Source organism: Pseudomonas sp. B21-010 (genome assembly GCF_024749325.1).
Classification (GTDB): Bacteria; Pseudomonadota; Gammaproteobacteria; order Pseudomonadales; family Pseudomonadaceae; genus Aquipseudomonas; species Aquipseudomonas kilonensis.
The window spans coordinates 2,449,991-2,473,865 of record NZ_CP087198.1 but is presented as its reverse complement, the minus strand read 5'-3'; the positions used below and the strand labels follow the sequence as shown (position 1 = coordinate 2,473,865).

Sequence of the window (23,875 nt, the reverse complement as noted above, 5' to 3'; positions counted from 1 at the left end):
TTTCAGGCGCTGGCATCGACCATGCCGTGGCGCACCGCCAACAGTGTCAATTCGACATCACTGCTGATCGAAAGCTTCTCGAAGATACGATAGCGGTAGGTGTTGACGGTTTTTGGCGACAGGCACAGCTTGTCGGAGATGATCTGCACCTTCTGGCAACCGACAATCATCAGCGCAATCTGGATTTCCCGCTCCGACAGTGCGTCGAAGGGAGAATCGTTGGTTGGCTGGAACGACTTGATCGCCAATTGCTGGGCGATTTGCGGGCTGATGTAGCGTTGCCCGGCAAAAACCAGACGAATGGCCTGGACCATCTCGTTCAAGCCAGCACCCTTGGTGAGGTAGCCCGCCGCGCCCGCCTGCAACAGCCGGGTGGGAAACGGATCCTCTTCGCACACGGTCACCGCGACCACCTTGATGTCCGGGTGACTGCGCAGCAGTTTGCGCGTGGCCTCAAGGCCGCCGATGCCAGGCATCTTGACGTCCATCAACACCACGTCGGGCTTCAATTCACGCGCCTTGATCAGGGATTCTTCCCCGGATTCAGCCTGGCCAACTACCTGCAGGCCGTCGATGTCAGCCAGCATTCGTGTAATGCCCGTACGGACGAGATCATGGTCATCGACCACTAACACCCTAATCAAGCAGACACCTCACGATTTGGTCTTATTTGGATTGCACAACACCTTAGCAAAAAAGCATCCCGCAGACCTAGCGCAAAGGGACAGATAAAAGTTACAACACATCTTTATCAACACGACATCCGAGGCGTCAAGCACCGGCGTCTCGCTGCATCCTCAGGAAACATTCATCCTCGCCCACGACACGCAGGCCCATGCGTTCGTACAACGCCCTGGCCGGATTATCCTTGAACACCGTCAGGCGCAGCGCCGGGCGACGCTCCAGGCCCACCAGGTCCCAAACCTGTCCGATCGCCCAGGTCCCGGCGCCCTGCCCGCGAAACACCTCGTCGATCTGCAACTCCCGGATATACAACGCCCGGGCGTCACGACTGAGACTGACAAAGCCCAGTGCCTGGCCGGCACGACTGATTATCCAGTTCTGGCGAATGATCCAGGCCAAGTCGAACGCTTCGTCCTGCCAGAGCAAATCATGCTTGAGGTAATAAGCAAGCATGTTGTCGCAGGTCAGCTGCCGGGCGAAGTCGATGTCCCCTGCCGTTGCCGCACGCCACTCGAAGCTCATGAACACCTCATCCAAGCACTGCCACCGGCACGACTTGCCCTACCCAACCGTTGACGTCGCGGCGGGCGATCACCAACAGCTCGCCCGTGCCAGGCGCTGCCGCGAGCAGCGAACCGCCGGGCCCCCAGATGGCACTGCGACCAGCCGATTCCCAGCCTCCGGTGGCGCCGCCATGATTGGCCATCAGCACGGTCATGGCATGCTGCCGGGCATAGCCTTGTAGCAAGGTCGTATCGGGCACGTAGCCACCTTCGGTAATCAACACGCCTGCTGCATACAGCGTAGCGCCCTGCCCGGCTGCCGCGGCAGCATGGCTGGCGTGGGAGAAATCGGCACACACCGCCAGCGCGATGCGATCCTGCCCCATCGTCAGCATCGAGCCGCCATGGCCCGGGGCGAAGGCGACTTCTTCCCCTGGGTGCAGATGCTGCTTGCTGTACACCCCGAGGGAGCCATCGGCACCGAGGACCAACGCGCCGATCAACACCGGAGCGTCGGCCGACAGTCGAATGGGCATGCCCACCACGGCGGTCAGGCCGAGTTCTTGGGCCAAGTCGCGCAGCGGTTGTAATACGGCATCCTCCGGCAGGATGGCCAGATCCGCCGCCAGGCCGCGTTCGTAGCCGGTGAGTGACAACTCAGGAAACACTAGCAACTGCACGCCCTGCTCAGCGGCCGCCTGCATGAAATGCTGATGACGCAGGAGGTTGGCGCGAACGTCCCCCGCGATGGAGATCGACTGGGCGGCGGCGAAGGCTGGAGCGGTCATGGGTCATCCTTGGGAGGCGCTGCAAACCTGAAGTTTGTCACAAAGCCCAGCGGACTCAAGCCGGGGCGAACCATTGCATGCCCTCGATAGAATTTTCTGATTGAACCGGCGCCCCGTCCTCAAGTAAGCTCAGGGCCATTCATCGGAGACAGACCATGTTCAACGCCCTCTCACCGCTTCAAACCGCCAGCGCCCCGCGCTCGGTTGCGGCTGCCCGGGCGAACAGTGTTCAAACTCCGGTCAGCTTTTATTTTGGGTATTGGTTTAGCCACTGGCGCGCCTGATACCCAACCGGCGCCCACTTTAAACGGGTCGCCTTCCAGAGTTTTCCAAACCCCCGGTCGGCCTCCCGACCGGGGGTTTTGTTTTTTCAGGCCCCACACATTTGCAACACCAGACAACTTGAGGATTGAGCCATGAACTACGCCACTTATTACCGTTACGACAGTTTTTCCGCCTGGCGATTTACCAGCCACCGCTCGGGACAGCCTGCCGCCTCCGATCGGTCACCTACCGGTGGCAAGCCTCAATTGCGGGCCAATCCGGCCAATTGTCGAACACCCCACTAGGACCGGCGCGCGGGAATGAACCCGCTGCCCGTCCAGGAAGCCAAATCATGAATTCGTCCATCTCCGCTTTGCCGCTGTCCACGCTCAACCCTGCCAACGAAGCCCTGACCCTGCGTCTGCCGAGCTCGTTGCAACTCAAGCACCAATTGCCGCTCAGCACCGCGTTGAGCCATCAAGTGAGCGCCCATCGCCAGGCCATCCGCGCGATCCTCGACGGTGAGGACTCCCGCCTGCTGGTCATCGTCGGCCCCTGCTCGATCCACGACCCGAAATCCGCCCTCGAATACGCCGCCAACCTGGCTCGCGTGGCCCATGAAGTGAGCGACAGCATGCTGCTGGTCATGCGCGCCTACGTGGAAAAGCCCCGCACGACCGTTGGCTGGAAAGGCCTGGCCTACGATCCTGGTCTGGATGGCAGCGATGACATGGCCGCCGGGCTGACTTTGTCCCGGGAACTGATGCGTGAAATATTGCAACTGGGCTTGCCCGTCGCCACCGAACTGCTGCAACCCATGGCCGCCAGTTACTTCGACGACCTGCTCAGTTGGGTCGCCATCGGTGCGCGCACCACCGAATCGCAAATCCATCGGGAAATGGCCAGCGGCCTGGGCATGCCCGTGGGGTTCAAGAACGGCACGGACGGCGGGGTCGGCATCGCCTGCGATGCCATGCGCTCTGCCGCCCATCCCCATCGGCATTTCGGCGTGGACAGCCAGGGGCATCCGGCGATCATCCAGACGCCGGGCAACCCCGACACCCACCTGGTGCTGCGCGGCGGCCATCGCGGGCCGAACTACGACCAGCAGAGCGTCACGCAGATACACCACGACCTGACCCGCCTCAAGATACCGGCCCGGATCATGGTGGACTGCAGCCACGCCAACAGCGGCAAAGACCCGCTGCGCCAACCGCAGGTGTTCAATGACGTGCTGGAACAACGGCTGCAAGGAAACCGTTCCCTGGTCGGCATGATGCTCGAAAGCCATCTGTTCGAAGGCTGCCAGCCGCTGGGCCCGTCGATGCGCTACGGCGTCTCGGTCACCGACGGTTGCCTGGGCTGGGAGTCCACCGAGCTGCTGCTGCGCGAAGCCCATCGCAAGCTGCAATTGCCAGCCTGAGGTCCGAATGCGCCCTCTTCTGGGATAAATACTGTGGCTTGTCTGGATCATTGTGGTGAGCACTTGCTCCCGTTGGGCTGCGCTGTAGGAGCTGTCGAGTGAAACGAGGCTGCGATCTTTCCATTGCCAATTGAGTCTGGAGCGAAAGATCAAAAGATCGCAGCCTCGCTTCGCTCGACAGCTCCTACAGAGCCCAGCGGGAGCAGGCTCCCTCGCCACAGATCTATCGCCCCTCCCAAGTGAACAGCATTATCTTCTCTGGGAGCGCCTCGTTCAGCCTGGCGCACTGGAACGAACCTGGACCGTCACCCACTCGGAACGCTGGCTGACGTCATCCAGGCGCTCGACCTGATAGAACACGGCCACCGACCTGTCGCCTTGATCCTGCCAATACACCGCAGGAATCACAAAAGCGAGCGGTTGGCCTGCCGTGGCCTCGGTGATTTCGCGTTCAAGGACATAAGACGAGTTTCCGTTGCACTGCAACCAGACCAGCTCGCCCGCCTCAAGCCCGGGATCATCGATGACAATCGTCACCCCCTCTTGCAAATCGTCGACATCCAGCCACCCGTCGTTCATCTCCCGAATCCTGGGTGCCTTCAACGCAGGACGCAGCAGAGGACCGATGTGCAACGACAAGGGTTCGGCGCGGCGCACCGAATGTCCGCGCCTGACGACATAGGCCAAGGCCAGGTTGTGTCCTACATGGGGAGCGATCAGCGAATGATCGACCCAGAGCAACACCTCACGACCAACCGCATGGGCTTCTATCTCCAGCACATCGCGCCAAAGCGCGTTGGAGTCCTTGCTGGCCGCCAGGATCAACCGATCGCCGACCGCCATCCTGGCGTAGGGCCGAATCGTCACCCACGTTCCATCAGGTACCCGACTCGGATCAAGGCTGCCACCGACCGCATCGTTGGCAATGGCAGGCAGCAGTTGCGGTGATACATCGCCGATGTCCAGTTGCAGGTGTTGCGAAACCAGGATGGCCGGCAACTGTTTGCCCGTCACCTGGTAGGAGAGCTCCAGCGAGCCACCGTCCAACTCGGCGATATGCGGTTCGCGCACGACAAACACGACGTCTCGCCCTACTTGCCGCTCCGTGACGAACCCGGCCACTTCATGTCGGTAAGGCTCTCCCTCGTTGTTGAGCCCATGCCAACGCAGCAGCACCTCATCCCCGCACGCCATCATTGGATAAGGCTTGACGGTAACGACGGCCTTGCGCCAAGCGGGGTCGATCACCCCGTCCCTGGCTGCTGCCAGGACCGGTGGCGGCAGCCTTGTTCCTGAGGTTGAACGGGATCGTTGAAGAGAAGGATAAGTGATCATGTGCAGGCTCCAGTCCTTGGATGAAGGCACCGTTTGCATAACGGCGCTCGATGGCCCCATTAAAACCCGCTCGCGCCAAACCCACAGCCAGACAAGACGACAACGGCGGTGGTCCCTGGCGTTCAAAGCTGTAGCTGCAAACGACTCGGGTTATAGGAGACCTCCTACACCTTTAGCCAGCGCCGGGCTATTTCCCATTCTTCCCACTTTTTCTATTCCGGTTTCCCCGGTTCAGCGCGGTTTCTTCCTACACCGCCCATTACGGGCCTGGATTAGAGTGAAGTCGCAAATTCATCGTGAACCTCTTCGAAAAAGGTACGAACATGCAACGGAATGCAACCACTCAATTTCCCATCCTGTTGGTCCATGGGTTGTTCGGGTTTGACAGGATCGGCGGTTTCGAACTTTTCCATGGCATCAAACAAGCCCTACGCGCAGGCGGTGCCCGGGTGTTCATCCCGTACCTGTCGGCCACCCATTGCAACGAGGCCAGAGGCGAACAACTACTGGCACAAATCGATCGGGTCCTGGTCGGCACCGGTGCCGCCCGGGTCAACCTGATCGGCCACAGCCAGGGTGTGCTGTCCGCCCGGTATGCCGCCGCGCTGGCACCCGACAAAGTGGCCTCGGTCACGTCGGTCAGCGGTCCCAACCATGGTTCCGAACTGGCCGACTTCCTGCGCAAGGCCCTTATCCCCGGACGCTTGCCAGGGCATGTGGCAAGAGGCGTCGCCACACTGTTCGCCGATTTCATCTCGCTGCTTGACGGGCAGGCGCAGCTATCGCCCGCCGCCGTCGCGGCGCTGGCGACGTTGACCACTGAGGGCGTGGGCGCCTTCAACGACAAATACCCCCAAGGCCTGCCAAAGAGCTGGGGTGGGAACGGCCCGGACCGGGTCAATGGCGTGCGCTACTACTCATGGAGCGGTACGTTGCGCGAGGCTACGGGGCAAGCATCGGAGCCTTTGCAGGGTTTCTGCCGGGCCTTTTCCGACTACTTCATCACCGAAGCCGAGCAGAACGACGGTCTGGTCGGGCGCTTCAGTTCGCACCTGGGCAAGGTCATTCGCTCCGACTATCCAATGGACCATATGGAGGCCATCAGCCCAGGAGCCGGCACATCACGCAAGGGTACAGACCCCACAGAGCTTTACCTGCGCCACGCCGAGCGCCTGCGCAAAGCCGGCCTTTGATCGCCGGGCCCATGGTTTTGACGCAATTTTGACAACAACCCGTCAATGAATCCGGTAGGCTCAGCACCTTTAAATTACAGCGAAAGGAATTTCCCCCATGGCCAAAGCCACTGCCCGCCACATCCTGGTTTCCACCGAAGACAAGTGCAACGAACTCAAGGCCCAGATCGAAGCTGGCGCCGATTTCGCCGAAGTTGCCAAGGCCAACTCCTCCTGCCCGTCCAGCCGTCAGGGCGGCGACCTGGGTTCGTTCGGCCCGGGCCAGATGGTCAAGGAATTCGACACCGTGGTATTCAGCGCACCGATCAATGTGGTCCAGGGCCCGGTCAAGACTCAGTTCGGCTACCACCTGCTGGAAGTCACCAGCCGCCAGGACTGATCCCGGTACAGATACCCTTCACTCAAGGGTGATGTGATTCATTATGGCGAGGGGATTTATCCCCGCTGTGGGAGCAAGGCTTGCCCGCGATGAACGATAACGCGGCTTAGCTGTTGGACCGTGGCGCGGCCATCGCGGGCAAGCCTTGCTCCCACAGGTCTTGCTCCCACAGATAAATCCCTTCTCCACAAGGGCTGGCGATCCAGGCGCCGCTCGCGTACAAATCGTGTCATCGATCACCCGGCTTTAAGGCTGACAATGCGACTGGCGTTCCCTTCCCTGCTATTGACTGCCGTGGTCCTGCTGACAGGCGCCGTCGGCGTCGATGCAGCACCGCAACATGCCCTGACCGTCTATGGCGAACCGGCCAAATACGCCGAAGGCTTCGGCCACTTCGCCTACACCAATCCCCAGGCCCCCAAAGGCGGGACCCTGCGCCGCTCGGCCGTCGAGATCGGCCACTTCGACCACATCCTGCCCTACATCGACAAAGGCATCGGCGTCAGCCAGATCGACGGGATGCTGTATTCGCCACTGGCCCAGCGCTCGCTGGATGAGCCCTATACCGTCTACGGCCTGGTGGCGCAGAAGATGGAGCGGGCCGACGATGGCCTGTCGCTGCGCTTCTACCTGAACCCGAAGGCGCGCTTCGCCGATGGCAAACCCATTACCGCCCAGGACGTGCGCTACAGCTTCGAGCTGTTGATGACCCAGGGCAGCCTGCGCTATCGCACCCAGTTCGCGGCGGTCAAGGACGTCGTGGTCGAGGACGAGCGCACCGTGCGCTTCAACTTCAAGAACAACGAAAGCCGCACCCTGCCCCTGGACATCGCTACCTTGCCGGTCTTTCCCGAACATTGGTGGAAGACCCGCGACTTCGCTAACGGCGGCGGCTACGAGGCCCCGCTGGGCAGTGGCCCCTACCGGGTAAGCAAAGTCGATTCCGGGCGCAGCATTACCTTCGAACGTAATGCCGATTGGTGGGGCAAGGACCTGCCGGTCAGTCGTGGTCTCTACAATTTCGACCATTTCAGCATCGAGTATTTTGGCGACACCGATGTGGCCCGCCAGGTGCTGCGCGGCGGCGCCTATGACTACAATCGCGAGTTCTCCGCCACCGGCTATGCCATCGGCTATGACAGCCCGCCCCTGCACGACGGTCGCCTGCAAAAGGCTCACCTGGCCACCGAGGCTCCCCAGACCGCCCAGGGTTTCGTCTTCAACCTGCAAAAACCGCAGTTCCAGGATCGTCGTGTGCGCCAGGCCCTGGCGATGCTCTGGGATTTCGAATGGAGCAATCGCCAGATGATGCGCAACGTCTATGTGCGTCAGCAGAGTTACTTTTCCAACACTGAACTCGCTGCTCGAGAACTGCCCGATGCCGGCGAACGGGCGATCCTCGAGCCGTTGCGCGGACAGATTCCCGACGAAGTCTTCACCCAAGTCTTCCAGGCCCCGAAAACCGACGGCAGCGGCGTGATCCGCGACAAGCAACTGCAAGCCCTGGCGCTGCTGGAACAGGCCGGCTGGAAACCCGACGGCGACCGCTTGGTGAATGCCGAGGGCGAGCCACTGAGCTTCACGTTCCTGAACAGCCAGAACGGTATCGACCGCCTGCTGCTGCCCTATAAACGAACCCTGGCGCAAATCGGCATCGACATGAGCATCCGTCGTATCGACGCGTCCCAGTACGTCAATCGCCTCATGAGCCGCGACTACGACATGATCATCACCGGCTACCCCGTCAGCACATCGCCGGGCATGGAACTCTACAACTACTTCGGCTCGGCGGCCGCCAACGATCCGGGGGCCAACAACTACATGGCCTTGCAGAACCCGGCGGTGGACACGCTGATCGACGGGCTGGTCAAGGCCACCACCCAAGCCGACATGCTGCGTCATGCCCACGCCCTGGACCGGGTGCTGCAATGGAATTACTACTGGATCCCCAACTATTACCCGCCGGGCAGCTCGACCGTGTGGTGGAACCGCTTCGGCATCCCGAAAGTTCAGGCCAGTAATGACGAAGCCATCGAAAGCTGGTGGGAAGTGAGCACCACACCATTGACCAACGAGCAGATGCGCGCCGAACGCATCAAACGCGGCACACCCGGAGGGCCGCATTGATGTGGGCTTATATCGCGCGGCGCCTGCTGCTGATCATCCCCACGCTGGTGATTATCCTGCTGGTGAACTTCGTTATCGTGCAGGCCGCACCCGGTGGGCCGGTGGAACAGGCCATCGCCCACCTGCAAGGCATCGGCGGCACCAGTGTCGGCGGTTCAGGCAACACCATGACCAACAGCTCCCGCGCCAGTCGCGGCCTGGATCCGCAACTGATCAAGGACATCGAGAAACAATACGGCTTCGATAAACCGGCTCACGAACGCCTGTGGCTGATGCTCAGCAGCTACGCTCGCCTGGACTTCGGCAAGAGTTTCTTCCGCGGCGCAACGGTCACTGACCTGATCCTGGAAAAGATGCCGGTGACCATTTCCCTCGGGCTCTGGGCGACGCTGATCACGTACCTGGTGTCGATCCCCCTGGGCATCCGCAAGGCGGTGCGTCACGGCTCGGCATTCGATGTGTGGAGCAGCACGGCGATCATCATTGGCTATGCGATGCCGGCGTTCCTCTTCGCGATGTTCCTGATCGTGGTGTTCGCCGGCGGCACCTCGCTGAACTGGTTTCCGGTACGCGGGCTGGTGTCGGATAACTTCGAGTCACTGTCGACGCTGGGCAAGATCGCCGATTACTTCTGGCACCTGGTGCTGCCGGTCACGTCGCTGGTGATCGGCGGCTTCGCCACCCTGACGATCCTGACCAAGAACTCGTTCCTCAATGAAATCACCCGTCAGTACGTGGTCACCGCGCGAGCCAAGGGCATGAGCGAACAGCGGGTGCTCTACGGTCACGTGTTCCGCAATGCGATGCTGCTGGTGGTATCCGGCATTCCCCAGGCGTTCATCAGCGTGTTCTTTGCCGGCTCCTTGCTGATCGAGGTGATCTTCTCCCTCGACGGCCTGGGCCGCATGAGCTACGAGGCCGCAGTGTCTCGCGACTACCCGGTGGTGTTCGGCTCGTTGTTCATCTTTACGCTGTTCGGCCTGCTGATCAAACTCGTCGGCGACCTCTGCTACACCCTGGTGGACCCGCGCATCGACTTCGCCGCGAGGAACGCCTGATGTTCAAGTTTTCCCCCTTGGGCCGTCGGCGCTTCGAACGTTTCAAGAAAAATCGTCGGGGCTGGTGGTCGCTGTGGTTGTTCATCGGCCTGTTCATCCTGAGCCTGGGCGGCGAATTGATCGCCAATGACAAGCCGCTGGTGGTCAGCTACCAGGGTTCGCTGTATTTCCCGGTGTTCAAGCGCCATACCGAACAGGAATTTGGTGGGCAGCTGCCGTTCCAGGCCGACTACCGCAGCAGCTATGTGCAGAACCTGATCCACAAGGACGGCGGCTGGCTGTGGTTCCCACCGATCCCGTTCAGCGACGACACACCCAATTACGACCTCAACCAGCCGGCCCCGAGCGCACCCTCGACCGTGAACTGGCTGGGCACCGATGACCAGTCCCGGGACGTGCTGGCCCGGGTGATCTTCGGTGCGCGAGTGTCGATCCTGTTCGCCCTGGCCCTGACCGCCATCAGCACGCTGATCGGTATCGCCGCCGGTGCGTTGCAGGGGTATTACGGTGGCTGGGTGGATCTGCTCGGGCAACGCTTGCTGGAAGTCTGGTCCGGGCTGCCGGTGCTCTACTTGCTGATCATCTTGTCCGGCTTCGTGGAGCCGAACTTCTGGTGGCTGCTGGGGATCATGGCGCTGTTTTCCTGGCTGGCCCTGGTGGATGTGGTCCGCGCCGAGTTCCTGCGCGGGCGCAACCTGGAATACGTGAAAGCCGCACGGGCCCTGGGTTTGTCGGACCGCAAGGTGATCGTGCGGCATATCCTGCCCAACGCGATGAACGCCACCCTGAGCTATCTGCCCTTCATCCTCACCGGGGCGATCTCCACCCTCACCGCCCTGGATTTCCTCGGCTTCGGCATGCCGGCCGGCAGCGCGTCGCTGGGGGAACTGATCGCCCAGGGCAAGCAAAACCTGCAAGCGCCGTGGTTGGGGCTGACGGCGTTTTTCACCCTGGCGCTGATTCTTTCTCTACTGGTGTTTATCGGCGAGGCGTTGCGAGACGCGTTCGACCCACGATCATGAAACGGCCATGAAGCAGAACCTTGAGATGAGCGACAACCTGATCGAAATCCGCGACCTGAGCGTGGCCTTCAACGACCAGACGGTGGTGCGCAACCTGTGCCTGGACATCCGCCCCGGCGAGTGCCTGGCCCTGGTGGGCGAGTCCGGCTCCGGCAAGTCGGTGACGGCCCACTCGATCCTGCAATTGCTGCCCGAGACAGAAGCCCGCACCACCGGCAGCATTCGCTATCGCGGCCAGGAACTGCTGGGCGCCGAGGCCAAGACGCTGCGGGAGTTGCGCGGCAACCGGATCGCGATGATCTTCCAGGAGCCGATGACCTCGCTGAACCCGCTGCACAGCGTCGAGAAGCAGATCGGTGAAACCCTGATGCTGCACCGGGGCCTGGGCGGCAAAGCGGCGCGCCAGCGCATCCTGGAACTGCTGGCCCTGGTGGGTATCCAGAAACCTGCCGAACGCCTCAAGGCCTATCCCCACCAACTGTCCGGCGGCCAGCGACAACGGGTGATGATCGCCATGGCCCTGGCCTGCGAGCCGGAGCTGTTGATCGCCGACGAACCGACCACCGCGCTGGACGTGACCGTGCAGCGCAAGATCCTGCTGCTGCTCAAGTCGTTGCAGCAACGGCTCGGCATGTCCTTGCTGCTGATCAGCCACGACCTCAACCTGGTGCGCAGCATCGCCCAACGGGTGTGCGTGATGAAGGCGGGAGAAATCGTCGAACAGGCGCCTTGCGAAACCCTGTTCAGCGCACCGAAACATCCCTACAGCTGCGAACTGCTGCACGCCGAACCGGAAGGCGAAGCCCTGCCCCGGGACGAGCGCGAAAACGTGTTGCAGGTACAGGACCTGCGCGTGAGCTTTCCCTTGGGCGGCGGGCTGTTCCGGCGCAAGGAATACTTGCGCGCCGTGGACGGTATCAGCCTGAGCATCCAGCGCGGCAAGACCCTGGGTATCGTCGGCGAGTCCGGTTCCGGCAAGTCCACGCTCGGCCAGGCGATCCTGCGGCTGATCGACTCCGAAGGCAGCATCCACTTCCAGGGCCAGGCCCTCGATCAGCTGTCGCACAAGGCGCTGCGGCCATGGCGCAAGCAGATGCAGGTGGTGTTCCAGGACCCGTTCGGCAGCCTCAGCCCGCGCATGTCGGTGCAGCAGATCATCAGCGAGGGCCTGGAGGTCCACCAGCCTTCCAGCCCCGAACAGTGTGAAGCCCGGGTGATCCAGGCCCTCAAGGAGGTCGGCCTCGACCCTTCGACCCGTCATCGCTACCCCCACGAGTTCTCCGGCGGCCAGCGCCAGCGCATCGCCATTGCCCGGGCCTTGGTGCTCAAGCCAGCGTTGATTCTGCTGGACGAACCCACCTCGGCACTGGACCGCACCGTGCAGAAACAAGTCGTCGCCCTGCTCCGTCAGCTCCAGGAGAAGTACGACTTGACCTACCTGTTCATCAGCCACGACCTGGCGGTGGTCCGTGCCTTGGCCCACGACATGATCGTGATCAAGGACGGCAAAGTGGTCGAACAAGGCGCCAGTCATGACGTGTTCGACTCGCCCCAGCATCCTTATACGAAGGAGCTGTTGGCGGCGGCGCATCCGGGGTGGGCATAATGCGGCGCATGGCATAGCTTCGTGTCGCACCCATCGCGAGCAAGCTCGCTCCCACAGTGGTCTGCGTCGCACTGAAGATCAACTGTGGGAGCGAGCTTGCTCGCGATGAGGACCTGACAAGCAACACACAATCCGGACCCGACCATGAACCCCACCGAAAGCCTCAAGGATTACAAGCGCGTCCGCACGCTGGCGATCCGTTCGTTGTTCGAGATCATCGAGCAGTCCAGCGAAGGCACGGTGATTGTCGATCGTGACGCGAATATCGTCTGGATGAACGAACGCTACGCCCGCCGCTTCGGCCTGAACTCGGCGCAGGAGGCGATTGGCCGGGCGTGCGAAAGCGTGATTCCCGGCAGCCTGCTGCGTGAAGTGGTGCGCACCGGGCGCCCGATCCTGCTGGACATGCAGGACACGCCCAAGGAACCCCTGGTGGTGATGCGCCTGCCGATCCACGACAGCGCGGGTGCGGTGATCGGTGCCATCGGCTTTGCCTTGTTCGATGAGTTGCGCAGCCTGTCCCCGATGCTCAAGCGCTACCTGAGCATGCAGGAAGAACTGGCCTCCACCCGCTCGCTGCTGCGGGCGCGGCAGACCAAGTACAACTTTGCCCATTTCATTGGCACCAGCAACGCCGGCCTTGAGGTCAAGCGCCGTGCCCGGCGCAGCGCCAGCGCCGATTCGCCGGTGCTGCTGCTCGGCGAAACCGGCACCGGCAAGGAACTGCTGGCCCAGGCCATCCACAGTGCTTCGCCGCGCGCCCACAAGGCGTTCGTCAGCATCAACAGCGCAGCGATTCCTGAATCGCTACTGGAAGCCGAATTCTTCGGCACCGCGCCAGGGGCGTTTACCGGGGCCGACCGCAAGGGCCGCGCCGGCAAACTGCAGATCGCCCAGGGCGGTACGCTGTTCCTCGACGAGATCGGTGACATGCCGCTGCCGCTGCAAAGCAAACTGCTGCGCGTGCTCCAGGAAAAGGAATACGAACCGGTGGGCTCCAACGAGGTGCTGCAAAGCGACGTGCGCATAATCGCCGCCACCTCCATGGACCTGGAAGCGGCGATCAAGCGCGGAGAGTTCCGCGCCGACCTGTATTACCGCCTCAACGTGCTGCCGATCCAGGTCCCGCCGTTGCGCGAACGCCTGGAGGACTTGCCGGCCCTGAGCGAAGCGATCCTTGAAGAACTGCGCAGCCAGCATGAACTGAACCACGCCGCCCTCGACCTGCTGCGGCAACATGCCTGGCCGGGCAACATCCGCGAACTGCGCAACGTGCTGGAACGGGCCGCGCTGCTCAGTGATGACCTGGTGCTCACGGCGCCAGACATCCGCGCTGCCATCGGCACGTTCATACCGGTAACCCACACAGCAAGCCCGAGCCTGGAACCGTTGCCGCAAGAAACTTTCAGCCAGGCCCGGGCGCGCTTCGACCGACAGTTGATCGAAACCACCCTTGCGCAATGCGGGGGCAAAGTGGTTGAAGCGGCCGAGCGGTTGGGGTTGGGACGGTCGACGTTGTACAAGAAGATGGTGGCGTTGGGGATTGCCGAGTCTCAATAGAGAGACTCAATTCTCAAAATATAGACTTGTGCTTTTGGAGCGCTTTGCGCTCATCGCGAGCAAGCTCGCTCCCACAAGGTATTGGGGTTCTTCTGAAGTACGCGGTCAACTGTGGGAGCGAGCCTGCTCGCGATGAGGCCTGCACACCCAAAAAAATCTCAAAACAGAGACAAACAGTCCCTCCTCATCCTAAAACGGCAAATAAAGTCTTTATATTTCAGCCAGTTACACACTTGGCACAAAACTCGCTAAAGCCCCCTCCACAGCTTCACCACAACAATAACAATCCAGGAGACACACCATGAGTGTGATCATTGCCTTGGCAGCCCTCACGCTGCTGATGGTCGCCGCCTACCGTGGCTACAGCGTTATCCTCTTTGCCCCCATCGCCGCTCTCGGCGCCGTCCTGCTCACCGACCCGTCCGCCGTTGCCCCTGCCTTTACCGGGGTGTTCATGGAAAAAATGGTCGGCTTCATCAAACTGTATTTCCCGGTGTTCCTGCTCGGCGCAGTGTTCGGCAAGTTGATCGAGCTGTCGGGCTTCTCCCGCTCCATCGTCGCCGCGGCGATTCGCTTGCTGGGGACGCGCCAGGCCATGCTGGTGATCGTGCTGGTCTGTGCCTTGCTGACCTATGGCGGCGTGTCTCTGTTCGTCGTGGTGTTCGCGGTGTACCCGTTCGCCGCCGAGATGTTCCGCCAGAGTAATATCCCCAAGCGCCTGATCCCGGCCACCATCGCCCTCGGCGCGTTCTCGTTCACCATGGACGCCCTGCCCGGCACGCCGCAGATCCAGAACATCATCCCCAGCACGTTCTTCAACACCACGGCCTGGGCCGCACCGTGGCTGGGTGTGATCGGCACGATCTTCGTGTTCAGCCTCGGCATGCTGTTCCTGCAACGCCAGCGCAACAAGGCCCAGCGCGTGGGCGAAGGCTACGGCACCGAGTTGCGCAACGAGCCGGAAACCGCCGAAGACATCAAGCTGCCGAACCCCTGGATCGCCGTTTCGCCACTGCTGGCGGTAGGGCTCATGAACCTGTTGTTCACCCAGTGGATTCCCCAGTGGTATGGCAAGACCCACAGCCTGGCGCTGCCGGGCATGGCGACGCCAGTGACCAGCGACATCGCCAAGCTCACCGCGATCTGGGCGGTGCAGGCGGCGTTGCTGGTGGGCATCATCATGGTCCTGCTGTTCGGTTTCCGGGCCATTCGCAGCAAGCTGGCCGAAGGCAGCAAGAGCGCCGTGGGCGGCGCGTTGCTGGCGGCGATGAACACTGCGTCGGAATATGGCTTCGGCGCGGTCATCGCATCCTTGCCGGGTTTCCTGGTGCTGGCCGACTGGCTCAAGAGCATTCCCAACCCACTGGTCAACGAAGCAGTGACCGTCACGCTGCTGGCGGGCATCACCGGCTCCGCCTCGGGAGGCATGAGCATCGCTTTGGCAGCGATGTCCGAAACCTTTATCAACGCTGCCCACGCCGCCAACATTCCCCTGGAGGTATTGCACCGGGTGGCGGCCATGGCCAGCGGCGGCATGGACACCCTGCCGCACAACGGCGCGGTGATTACCCTGCTGGCGGTGACCGGGCTGACCCACCGCGAAGCCTATAAAGACATTTTCTGCATTACGCTGATCAAGACCCTCGCGGTCTTCGTGGTGATCGGTGTGTTCTACGCCACTGGCATTGTGTGAGGTTCCCATGACAACCACTCTTTCGGGCAAGACCGCCCTGGTCACCGGCTCTACCAGCGGCATCGGCCTGGGCATCGCCCTGAGCCTGGCCAAGGCCGGGGCCAACCTGATCCTCAACGGCTTTGGCGATGCCTCGGCGGTGATCGCCGAGGTGAAACAGTTCGGTGGCAAGGTCGGTCATCATCCGGCCGATGTCAGCGACCCGGCGCAGATCGCCGACATGCTCGCCTACGCCGAGCGCGAGTTCGGCGGCGTGGACATCCTGGTGAACAACGCCGGAATCCAGCACGTGGCCGCCGTGGAGGATTTCCCGGTGGAGCGTTGGGACTCGATCATTGCCATCAACCTGTCCTCGGTGTTCCACGCCACCCGCCTGAGCCTGCCGGGCATGCGTGCCAAGGGCTGGGGGCGGATTATCAACGTCGCCTCGGTGCACGGCCAGGTCGGCTCGGTGGGCAAGGCGGCGTATGTCGCGGCCAAGCATGGGGTGATCGGCTTGACCAAGGTGGTCGGCCTGGAAACCGCCACCAGCAACGTGACCTGCAACGCCATTTGCCCGGGCTGGGTGCTGACGCCACTGGTGCAAAAACAGATCGACGATCGCATTGCCGCCGGCGTCGATCCGCAACAGGCACAGCACGATCTATTGGCCGAGAAACAGCCGTCCCTGGAATTCGTCACCCCGCCGCAACTGGGGGAACTGGTGCTGTTCCTGTGCAGCGAAGCCGGCAGCCAGGTGCGCGGCGCGGCGTGGAATATCGATGGTGGGTGGTTGGCTCAATAACCCTCACTACTGGATACTGATCGTTCCCATGCTCTGCGTGGGAATGCAGACAGGGACGCTCTGCGTCCCAAGAACGGAACGCGGAGCGTCCCCAGAGGCATTCCCACGCAGAGCGTAGGAACGATCGTCAGGCCCGACAAAAGAACAAGAGGCACCCCATGTCCGACATCCTCTGGCAACCCAGCCCCGAACGCATCGCCCAGTCGCGCATGAACGCCTTTCGCCAGTTCGTCAACGCGCGACATCACCTGCAACTGCACGACTACCCGGCCCTGCACGCCTGGAGCATCGACCAGCGCGAAGCCTTCTGGCAGGCCATTGTCGATTTCTTCGAGATTCGCTTTCACCAAGCGCCCGACGCGGTGTTGGTGGAAGGTTCGCAAATGCCCAGCGCCCAGTGGTTCCCTGGCGCCACGCTGAACTTCGCCGAGCACCTGCTGCGCCGCCGCGATGACGCCGTCGCAGTGGTGGCGCTCGACGAAAACGGCGGCCAGGAACAACTGGCCTGGGCCGAACTCGCCGCCCATGTCGCTGGCCTGCAAACAAGCCTGAAGGCCGCCGGCGTCACCCAGGGTGATCGAGTCGCCGCTTGCCTGCCCAACACCTGGCAAACCCTGGTCGGCATGCTCGCCACCACCAGCCTGGGTGCTATCTGGTCGTGCTCGTCACCGGACTTCGGTACCCAAGGCGTCATCGACCGGTTCGGCCAGATCGAACCCAAGGTGCTGATCACCTGCGCCGGTTATCGCTATGCTGGCAAGATCATCGACCAGCGAGCCAAGGTCAACGAAATCCTTGAACGGCTACCGTCGCTGCAGCAACTGATCGTGTTGCCTTATGCGCAGCCGGACGTGCGCGTCGAGGCATTCAAGACCTCGGCCGCTGTCGCGCTGTGGAACGACTTTTATCAACGCGGTGGCGAACCGGAATTCGTCAGCGTGCCCTTCGACCACCCGCTGTACATCCTGTACTCCAGCGGCACCACCGGCGTACCGAAGTGCATCGTCCATGGCACCGGTGGCGTGCTGCTGCAACACGTCAAGGAACATGGCCTGCACGTGGACCTCGGGCCCGAGGATCGGCTGTTCTACTACACGACCTGCGGTTGGATGATGTGGAACTGGCTGGTGTCGGCCCTCGCCGTGGGCAGCACGGTGGTGCTCTACGACGGTTCGCCGTTCCACCCCGGCCCCGAGCGCTTGCTGGACCTGATCGACCAGCAGCGCATCAGCGTCTTCGGCACCAGCCCCAAGTTCCTCGCTGCCCTGGAAAGCGAGGGCCTCAAGCCACGCCAGACGCACCGTTTGGACAGTCTGAAAACCCTGCTCTCCACCGGTTCGGCGCTGGCCCCCCATAGCTACGATTACGTGTACCGCGACCTCAAGGCCGATGTCTGCCTGGCCTCGATGTCTGGTGGCACCGACATTGTGTCCTGCTTCGTCAACGGCAACCCGCTGTCGCCGGTGCGCCGGGGCGAGATGCAGGGCAAGAGCCTGGGCATGGCCGTGCAGGTCTGGAACGAGGCCGGCAACCCGGTCATTGGTGAAAAAGGTGAGTTGGTGTGCACCCGGCATTTCCCGGCGATGCCCATTGGTTTGTGGAACGACCCTCGGCAGGAAAAGCTTCGCGCCTCCTACTTCGCCCAGTTTCCCGGCGTGTGGGCCCAAGGCGACTACGCCGAGGAACTGCCCCACGGCGGTTTCCTGATCCATGGCCGCTCCGATGCCGTGCTCAACCCTGGCGGCGTGCGCATCGGCACCGCGGAAATCTATCGGCAGGTGGAAAAAGTCGAGCAAGTGCTGGACTGCGTCGCCATCGGCCAGCAATGGCAGGGCGATGTCCGGGTGGTGCTGTTCGTGCGCCTGCGCGAGGGTGTGAGCCTGGATGAAGCCTTGGAACAACGGATCCGCCAAGTCATCCGGGCCAACACCACGCCGCGTCATGTACCGGCGAAGATCCTCGCGGTCAGTGATATTCCGCGAACCATCAGCGGCAAGGTGGTGGAGCTGGCGGTGCGCAATGTGGTGCATGGCGAGGTGGTGAAGAACACCGATGCCTTGGCCAACCCTGGGGCTTTGGAGCAGTTTCGGGATCGGCCAGAGCTGGCGAGCTGACCGTCAGGGCCTCATCGCGAGCAAGCTCGCTCCCACATGGGTCTGCCAATCACCGCAGATCCACTGTGGGAGCGAGCTTGCTCGCGATGAACGATAACGCGGTTTCCCTTTAAAACAATCAATCCATCAACCCCCACTCACCCGCCGCCGGATCGACCGGTGGCGCCGCCGCCCCCGACTCGCTATGCAACTTCAACCGCAACCGCAGGTTGTTCGCCGAGTCGGCATTCTTCAGCGCTTCTTCCTCATCGATGGCACCTTCGACCACCAGGTTGAACAGCGCGTGATCAAAGGTTTGCATCCCCAGTTCCTCTGACTTCTCCATGATGCCCTTGAGCTCGCCGAGCTCGTTGCGCCGGATCAGGTCGGCCACCGTCGGCGAGCCCAGCATGACCTCCACCGCCGCTCGTCGCTGGCCGGTGCGGGTACGCACCAGGCGCTGGGAGACGAACGCCTTGAGGTTGTTGCCCAGGTCAATGAGCAACTGCGGCCGGCGTTCTTCCGGAAAGAAATTGATCACCCGGTCCAGGGCCTGGTTGGCGTTATGGGCATGCAAGGTGGAAATCACCAGGTGCCCGGTGTCGGCAAACGCCAAGGCATGCTCCATGGTTTCCCGGTCGCGGATTTCGCCGATCAGCACCACGTCCGGCGCCTGGCGCAGGGTGTTTTTCAGGGCTGCATGGAAACTGCGGGTGTCGACACCGACTTCCCGTTGATTGATGATGGATTTCTTGTGCCGATGGATATACTCCACCGGGTCCTCGATGGTGATGATGTGGCCGCTGCTGTTGCGATTGCGGTAATCGATCAGCGCCGCCAGGGAGGTCGACTTGCCCGAGCCTGTCGCACCGACGAACAGCATCAGCCCCTGTTTCTGCATGATGGTGTCTAAAAGCACTCGAGGCAGTTTCAGGTCTTCGAAGCGCGGGATGTCCAGCTTGACGTTGCGAATCACCATGGACACGTCATTGCGCTGCTTGAAGATATTGACCCGGAACCGCCCGACACCGGCCAGGGAGATCGCCAGGTTCATTTCCAACTCCCGATCGAACTCAAGGCGCTGTTCGGCGTCCATCAGAGACTCGGCGAGCCTGGCAATGTCGCCGACCTTGAACGCCTCGTTACCCAAGGGCTTGATCACCCCCTCGAAGCGCGCGCACGGTGGCGCACCCGTGGACATGTAAAGGTCGGAACCATTCTGGCTCGCCAGGATTCGCAACAACGGATCGATTTCCATGGACTGAAACTTCCGCGAGACATCAATGAAACAAGCTGAGCCGAACATGAACCCCTTCAGACCCACCCGCATGTACCCTCTTCTGAGGATAGTCGACGCCGTGGCACAGACACGACAGCCAGGGGTCGCCTGATGAACGCGACACCCGCCGGCAGCGATACACAGCGCCTGATCAGCCAGATGGACTGGGCCCTGACCCCGCTGGGCGCTGCCCAGAACTGGCCCCAGAGCCTGCGCACCGCCGTGGACATCATGCTCCATTCGCCCATGGCGATGGCCTTGCTGTGGGGACCGCAGCTGTCCCATCTCTACAACGACGCCTTCGGCCGACTGGCCGGTGACAAGCACCCCCGGGCATTCGGCCGACCGACCCATACAGCATGGCCCGAACTCAAGAGTACGACCGAAGGGATTTATCACCGTGTGTTGCAAGGCCAGACACACTCCTGCCGCGACCAGCAATGGCGCGTGCCCTTCGCCGGCCGTCTCTGTGATGTCTGGCTGGACCTGACCTACAGCCCGGTGCGTGACGAAAGCGGCAGCGTCGCCGGCATCCTGGTCACCGCCATCGAGACCAGCGAACGACGCCGCCTGGCCATGGAGTTCGAACGCCGCTCCGAGGCCAGCCTCAAGGCCCAACATGAAAGCGAAGAGCGCCTGCAACTGGCCCTGGCCGCCGCCGACGCGCTGGGCACCTGGGACTGGGACATCAGCGAAGACCGCTTTATTGCCGATGCGCACTTCGCCCTGTTGCATGGCGTCGACCCCAGCCTGTCCCGCCAGTTGCCCATCAGTGCCTACCTCGAAGGCGTGCACCCCGAGGACCGGGCGATGGTTGCCCGCAGCATCAAGCACTGCATCACCCACGGCACCGAATACGCCGAGGAGTACCGACTGCTGCAGCCCGACGATGAGTTGCGCTGGGTATACGTGCGCGGCCGTTGCTACAAGGATCGCCACGGCCGGCCCAAGCGTTTTCTTGGCGCGGCGCTGGACCTGACCGAACGCAAGCGCACCGAGCAAGCCCTGCGCCAGAGCCAGACCGAGCTGCAGCTGATCATCAATGCGATGCCGATCCTCATCAGCTACGTGGACCGCGAAGAGCGTTTCCGGCTGAACAATAGCGCTTACCTGGACTGGTACGGCCTGACCCCGCAGGAACTCTACGGCAAGACCATCCGCGAAGTGCTCGGTGAAGAGGCCTATGCCGCCCGCGCCCAACAGATCGCCGATGCCCTGGCCGGCAAGCCGTGCAGCTTCACCGTGCAGATGGACCATCGCGACGGGCGCCCGCGCCATTCGCTGATCAACTACCTGCCTCGCCATGGGGCGGACGGTGCGGTGAACGGTTTCTACATCTTCGTGATCGACGAAACCGAGAGCCGGAAAACCGAGGAGGCCCTGCGCAACCTCAACGAAACACTGGAAGAACGCGTCATCGCCCGTACCCAGCAACTGGCCGAAGCCAATCACCGGCTGCAAAGCGAGATGTTCGAACGCGAGCGCGCGGAGGAAGCCCTGCGCCATGCGCAGAAAATGGAAGCCGTGGGCCAGCTCACGGGCGGCATTGCCCATGACTTCAACAATATGCTCACCGGCATCCTCGGCAGCCTCGACCTGATGCAACGCTACATCGCCGCTGGCCGCACTGACGAGATCGGGCGCTTCACCGAAGCGGCGGTGTCCTCGGCCAACCGCGCCGCGGCCCTGACCCATCGGCTGCTGGCTTTTTCCCGACGCCAGTCCCTGGACCGCAAACCGCTGGACGCCAACGAGCTGGTGCACTCGCTCGAAGACCTGCTGAGCCGCACCACTGGCGATCACATCGTGCTGCGGCTGCAACTGGCCAGCGAGCTGTGGCCGGTCAACACCGACGCCAGCCAGTTGGAAAACGCCCTGCTCAACCTGGTGATCAACGCCCGCGATGCCATGCCCGAGGGCGGCGAACTGATCGTCGAAACCGCCAATGTCTATCTCGACGCTACGGACATCAACACCCTGGAGCCGGTCAAGGCCGGGGATTACGTGATGATCGCCGTCAGCGACAACGGCAGCGGCATGACCCCCGCCGTGCTGGCCAAGGCTTTCGATCCGTTCTTCACCACCAAGCCCATCGGCCAGGGCACCGGCCTGGGCTTGTCGATGATCTACGGCTTTGCCCAGCAGTCGGGTGGGCACCTCAACCTCGACAGTGTGCCGGGCCAAGGCACGCGGGTGCAGTTGTACCTGCCGCGCTTGCACGTTTCGCCGACCCAACCACCCGAGACGCCCGAGACGGTCGTCGTACCGCCGGCCATCGCCGGGGAGACCGTGTTGCTGGTGGAGGATGAACCCGCCGTGCGCATGCTGGTGCTCGACCTGTTGCAGGCCCTGGGCTACACCGCTCTCGAAGCCCGGGACGCCGTGACCGCGCTTCCCGTGCTGGAATCGGACCAGCGCATCGACCTGCTGGTGACCGACGTCGGGCTACCGGGCATGAATGGCCGGCAACTGGCGGAAATCGCCCGCCAGCACCGCCCGGGGTTGAAAGTGCTGTTCATGACCGGCTACGCGCAGAAAGCCGCCGAACGCCAGGGGTTCCTCGACCAGGGCATGGACATGGTCGCCAAGCCTTTCACCCTCGATCTGCTGGCCAACAAGATTCGGACGATGATCAACCATGGCAACTGACTTGAGGCATAATCGCCACCCCGTCGCACCGTTCAGGTCACCGCAGCAATGAAAGCCCAAGCCCGCCATATCCTGGTGAAAACCGCCGAAGAAGCCGAACAGCTCAAGCAACGCATCGCCAAGGGCGAAGCTTTCGACGTGCTGGCCAAGAAATACTCCACCTGCCCTTCGGGCAAACGCGGCGGCGATTTGGGTGAAGTCAGGCCGGGGCAGATGGTCGGCGTGATCGATGCGGTGATTTTCAAGAAACCGCTGCGGGTGGTGCATGGGCCGATCAAGAGCAAGTTCGGGTATCACCTGGTGCAGGTGTTCTACCGGGATTGATCGGTCACTTTGTCAGCGAAGCCTGTCTGTGGAAACAAAGCTTGCCTGTGGGAGCAAACTTTGCTCCCACAGGCACATCGAGCCCCCAGTCAGTCCTTGGGCATCAACGCCCCCGGCACCTGGATCACCCGGCTCGCCAACAGGTGCCCTGCCTCGGCCGCCTCCGCCGGGCTACCGCCCAGCAAACGACTCGCCAGGTACGCGGCGCTGAAGGAATCCCCCGCCGCCGTGGTGTCCACAACGTGCTCGACCCGCAGGGCAGGGACTTCATAAGACTGGCCGTCGCAACGAATCAGGCAGGCCTCGGCACCGCGCTTGAGCACCACCTCGGGCGTGCCGAGCTGCGCATAGGCGGCGAACACCGCCTCGCTGTCGGCATGACCGAACAATGCCTGTTCATCCTCTACGGTCAGCAGCGCCAACTCCACATAGGACAAGACGCTGCGATACGCCACCCACGCCGCTTCGATCGACGCCCAGAGCCGGGGCCGGAAGTTATTGTCGAACACCACCAGCGCCCCGCGCCGACGCGCTTCGACCAGGGTTTCGATGAGTTTGCCACGCCCCTGCTCGCCGAGCACCGCCAGGGTGACGCCGCTGAAATACAGCACATCGTAATCCAGCAACGCGGCCAGGATCGGCCCGGCGGCCGGGGTGGTAAAACAATCGCGCACCGCCGCCTCGTTGCGCCAATACAGGAATCGCCGCTCCCCCGCCGCGTCAGTCTGGATGCAATACAAACCCGGCAGGCGTCCAGGCAAGCGCTGGACCCGTTGCAGCCCGATGTTCTCGGCGGCCCAGTTTTCACACATGGCATCGCTGAAACTGTCGTCGCCCAAGGCGGTGACATAATCCACCGCGCCCCTGTCGCCCAAGGCGCGGGACAGGTACACCGCCGTGTTCAGGGTGTCGCCACCGAAGCTTTGCAGCAGGCTGCCGTCGGCGCGTTGTTGCAGTTCGATCATGCATTCGCCGATCAGGGCGATGCGGGGTTTGGGGTTGCTCATGGATGATCCTGGATTTGGTGGTGTCTGGCAGGCTGCTATCGCGAGCAAGCCTTGCTCCCACAGGGGATCTTGGGTAAACACCCATTTTGTGTTCACAGTCGATC

At 62.3% G+C, this 23,875-nt stretch carries 19 protein-coding genes; 13 read left to right on the top strand and 6 right to left on the bottom strand.

Features of this window, described 5'->3' with window-relative positions; translation table 11 throughout:
• Positions 1 to 2 precede the first annotated feature (2 nt).
• The 3 genes from uvrY to LOY50_RS11015 all read right to left on the bottom strand — a co-directional run bounded on the left by uvrY (position 3) and on the right by LOY50_RS11015 (position 1,975).
• Positions 3 to 644, bottom strand: a complete 642-nt coding sequence (gene uvrY / locus LOY50_RS11025) for a UvrY/SirA/GacA family response regulator transcription factor (RefSeq protein WP_003200277.1) — start codon at positions 642 to 644, stop codon at positions 3 to 5.
• Between the two features lie 127 nt (positions 645 to 771).
• Positions 772 to 1,206 (bottom strand): N-acetyltransferase, encoded by a 435-nt coding sequence (locus tag LOY50_RS11020; RefSeq protein WP_253473480.1) that lies wholly within the window; start codon positions 1,204 to 1,206, stop codon positions 772 to 774.
• Between the two features lie 7 nt (positions 1,207 to 1,213).
• Entirely contained in the window at positions 1,214 to 1,975 is a 762-nt protein-coding gene (locus tag LOY50_RS11015; protein ID WP_258690837.1) for a carbon-nitrogen hydrolase family protein, read from the bottom strand.
• Positions 1,976 to 2,591: 616 nt separating this feature from the next.
• Here LOY50_RS11015 and LOY50_RS11010 point away from each other — a divergent pair.
• Positions 2,592 to 3,662: a 3-deoxy-7-phosphoheptulonate synthase gene (locus LOY50_RS11010; protein ID WP_258690836.1), complete on the top strand. Its 1,071-nt coding sequence runs from the start codon at positions 2,592 to 2,594 to the stop codon at positions 3,660 to 3,662.
• A gap of 273 nt (positions 3,663 to 3,935) precedes the next feature.
• On the opposite strand, the gene LOY50_RS11005 is transcribed toward LOY50_RS11010, so the two are convergent.
• Positions 3,936 to 4,910, bottom strand: a complete 975-nt coding sequence (locus LOY50_RS11005) for a hypothetical protein (RefSeq protein WP_258690835.1) — start codon at positions 4,908 to 4,910, stop codon at positions 3,936 to 3,938.
• A gap of 410 nt (positions 4,911 to 5,320) precedes the next feature.
• Here LOY50_RS11005 and LOY50_RS11000 point away from each other — a divergent pair, with 410 nt between their 5' ends.
• The 10 genes from LOY50_RS11000 to LOY50_RS10955 all read left to right on the top strand — a co-directional run bounded on the left by LOY50_RS11000 (position 5,321) and on the right by LOY50_RS10955 (position 18,533).
• Complete coding sequence (locus LOY50_RS11000; RefSeq protein ID WP_258690834.1) at positions 5,321 to 6,190, top strand: triacylglycerol lipase; 870 nt, start codon at positions 5,321 to 5,323, stop codon at positions 6,188 to 6,190.
• Between the two features lie 97 nt (positions 6,191 to 6,287).
• Positions 6,288 to 6,569 (top strand): peptidylprolyl isomerase, encoded by a 282-nt coding sequence (locus tag LOY50_RS10995; RefSeq protein ID WP_003200262.1) that lies wholly within the window; start codon positions 6,288 to 6,290, stop codon positions 6,567 to 6,569.
• Between the two features lie 258 nt (positions 6,570 to 6,827).
• Positions 6,828 to 8,696: an extracellular solute-binding protein gene (locus LOY50_RS10990; protein ID WP_258690833.1), complete on the top strand. Its 1,869-nt coding sequence runs from the start codon at positions 6,828 to 6,830 to the stop codon at positions 8,694 to 8,696.
• Positions 8,696 to 9,754 (top strand): microcin C ABC transporter permease YejB, encoded by a 1,059-nt coding sequence (locus LOY50_RS10985; RefSeq protein ID WP_253473465.1) that lies wholly within the window; start codon positions 8,696 to 8,698, stop codon positions 9,752 to 9,754. The genes LOY50_RS10990 and LOY50_RS10985 overlap by 1 nt, the downstream gene beginning before the upstream one ends.
• A complete protein-coding gene (locus LOY50_RS10980) occupies positions 9,754 to 10,776 on the top strand; it encodes an ABC transporter permease (RefSeq protein ID WP_253473462.1) in 1,023 nt (340 codons plus the stop codon). The genes LOY50_RS10985 and LOY50_RS10980 overlap by 1 nt, the downstream gene beginning before the upstream one ends.
• A gap of 25 nt (positions 10,777 to 10,801) precedes the next feature.
• The gene (locus LOY50_RS10975) at positions 10,802 to 12,382 is read left to right on the top strand and encodes an ABC transporter ATP-binding protein (RefSeq protein WP_253478483.1); all 1,581 of its coding nucleotides are present in this window, start codon (positions 10,802 to 10,804) and stop codon (positions 12,380 to 12,382) included.
• A gap of 144 nt (positions 12,383 to 12,526) precedes the next feature.
• Positions 12,527 to 13,942 (top strand): sigma-54-dependent Fis family transcriptional regulator, encoded by a 1,416-nt coding sequence (locus LOY50_RS10970; RefSeq protein WP_253473459.1) that lies wholly within the window; start codon positions 12,527 to 12,529, stop codon positions 13,940 to 13,942.
• 301 nt (positions 13,943 to 14,243) lie between these two features.
• Positions 14,244 to 15,635 carry a GntP family permease gene (locus LOY50_RS10965; RefSeq protein WP_253473456.1) on the top strand — a complete coding sequence of 464 codons (1,392 nt, stop codon included), beginning with the start codon at positions 14,244 to 14,246 and terminating at the stop codon, positions 15,633 to 15,635.
• A 7-nt stretch (positions 15,636 to 15,642) separates the two neighbouring features.
• Complete coding sequence (hbdH, locus tag LOY50_RS10960) at positions 15,643 to 16,419, top strand: 3-hydroxybutyrate dehydrogenase (protein WP_063321984.1); 777 nt, start codon at positions 15,643 to 15,645, stop codon at positions 16,417 to 16,419.
• Between the two features lie 158 nt (positions 16,420 to 16,577).
• Positions 16,578 to 18,533 carry an acetoacetate--CoA ligase gene (locus LOY50_RS10955; protein WP_258690832.1) on the top strand — a complete coding sequence of 652 codons (1,956 nt, stop codon included), beginning with the start codon at positions 16,578 to 16,580 and terminating at the stop codon, positions 18,531 to 18,533.
• 118 nt (positions 18,534 to 18,651) lie between these two features.
• On the opposite strand, the gene LOY50_RS10950 is transcribed toward LOY50_RS10955, so the two are convergent.
• On the bottom strand, positions 18,652 to 19,770 hold the full coding sequence (locus LOY50_RS10950) for a PilT/PilU family type 4a pilus ATPase (protein ID WP_258690831.1): 1,119 nt from the start codon (positions 19,768 to 19,770) through the stop codon (positions 18,652 to 18,654).
• A 132-nt stretch (positions 19,771 to 19,902) separates the two neighbouring features.
• Between LOY50_RS10950 and LOY50_RS10945 the strand changes: the two genes are divergently transcribed.
• Both LOY50_RS10945 and LOY50_RS10940 read left to right on the top strand, forming a co-directional pair.
• Entirely contained in the window at positions 19,903 to 22,440 is a 2,538-nt protein-coding gene (locus LOY50_RS10945; protein WP_258690830.1) for a PAS domain-containing sensor histidine kinase, read from the top strand.
• Between the two features lie 48 nt (positions 22,441 to 22,488).
• Positions 22,489 to 22,764: a peptidylprolyl isomerase gene (locus tag LOY50_RS10940; RefSeq protein WP_003182808.1), complete on the top strand. Its 276-nt coding sequence runs from the start codon at positions 22,489 to 22,491 to the stop codon at positions 22,762 to 22,764.
• Positions 22,765 to 22,853: 89 nt separating this feature from the next.
• Here LOY50_RS10940 and LOY50_RS10935 read toward each other — a convergent pair whose 3' ends face one another.
• On the bottom strand, positions 22,854 to 23,771 hold the full coding sequence (locus tag LOY50_RS10935; RefSeq protein ID WP_258690829.1) for a sugar kinase: 918 nt from the start codon (positions 23,769 to 23,771) through the stop codon (positions 22,854 to 22,856).
• Positions 23,772 to 23,875 lie beyond the last annotated feature (104 nt).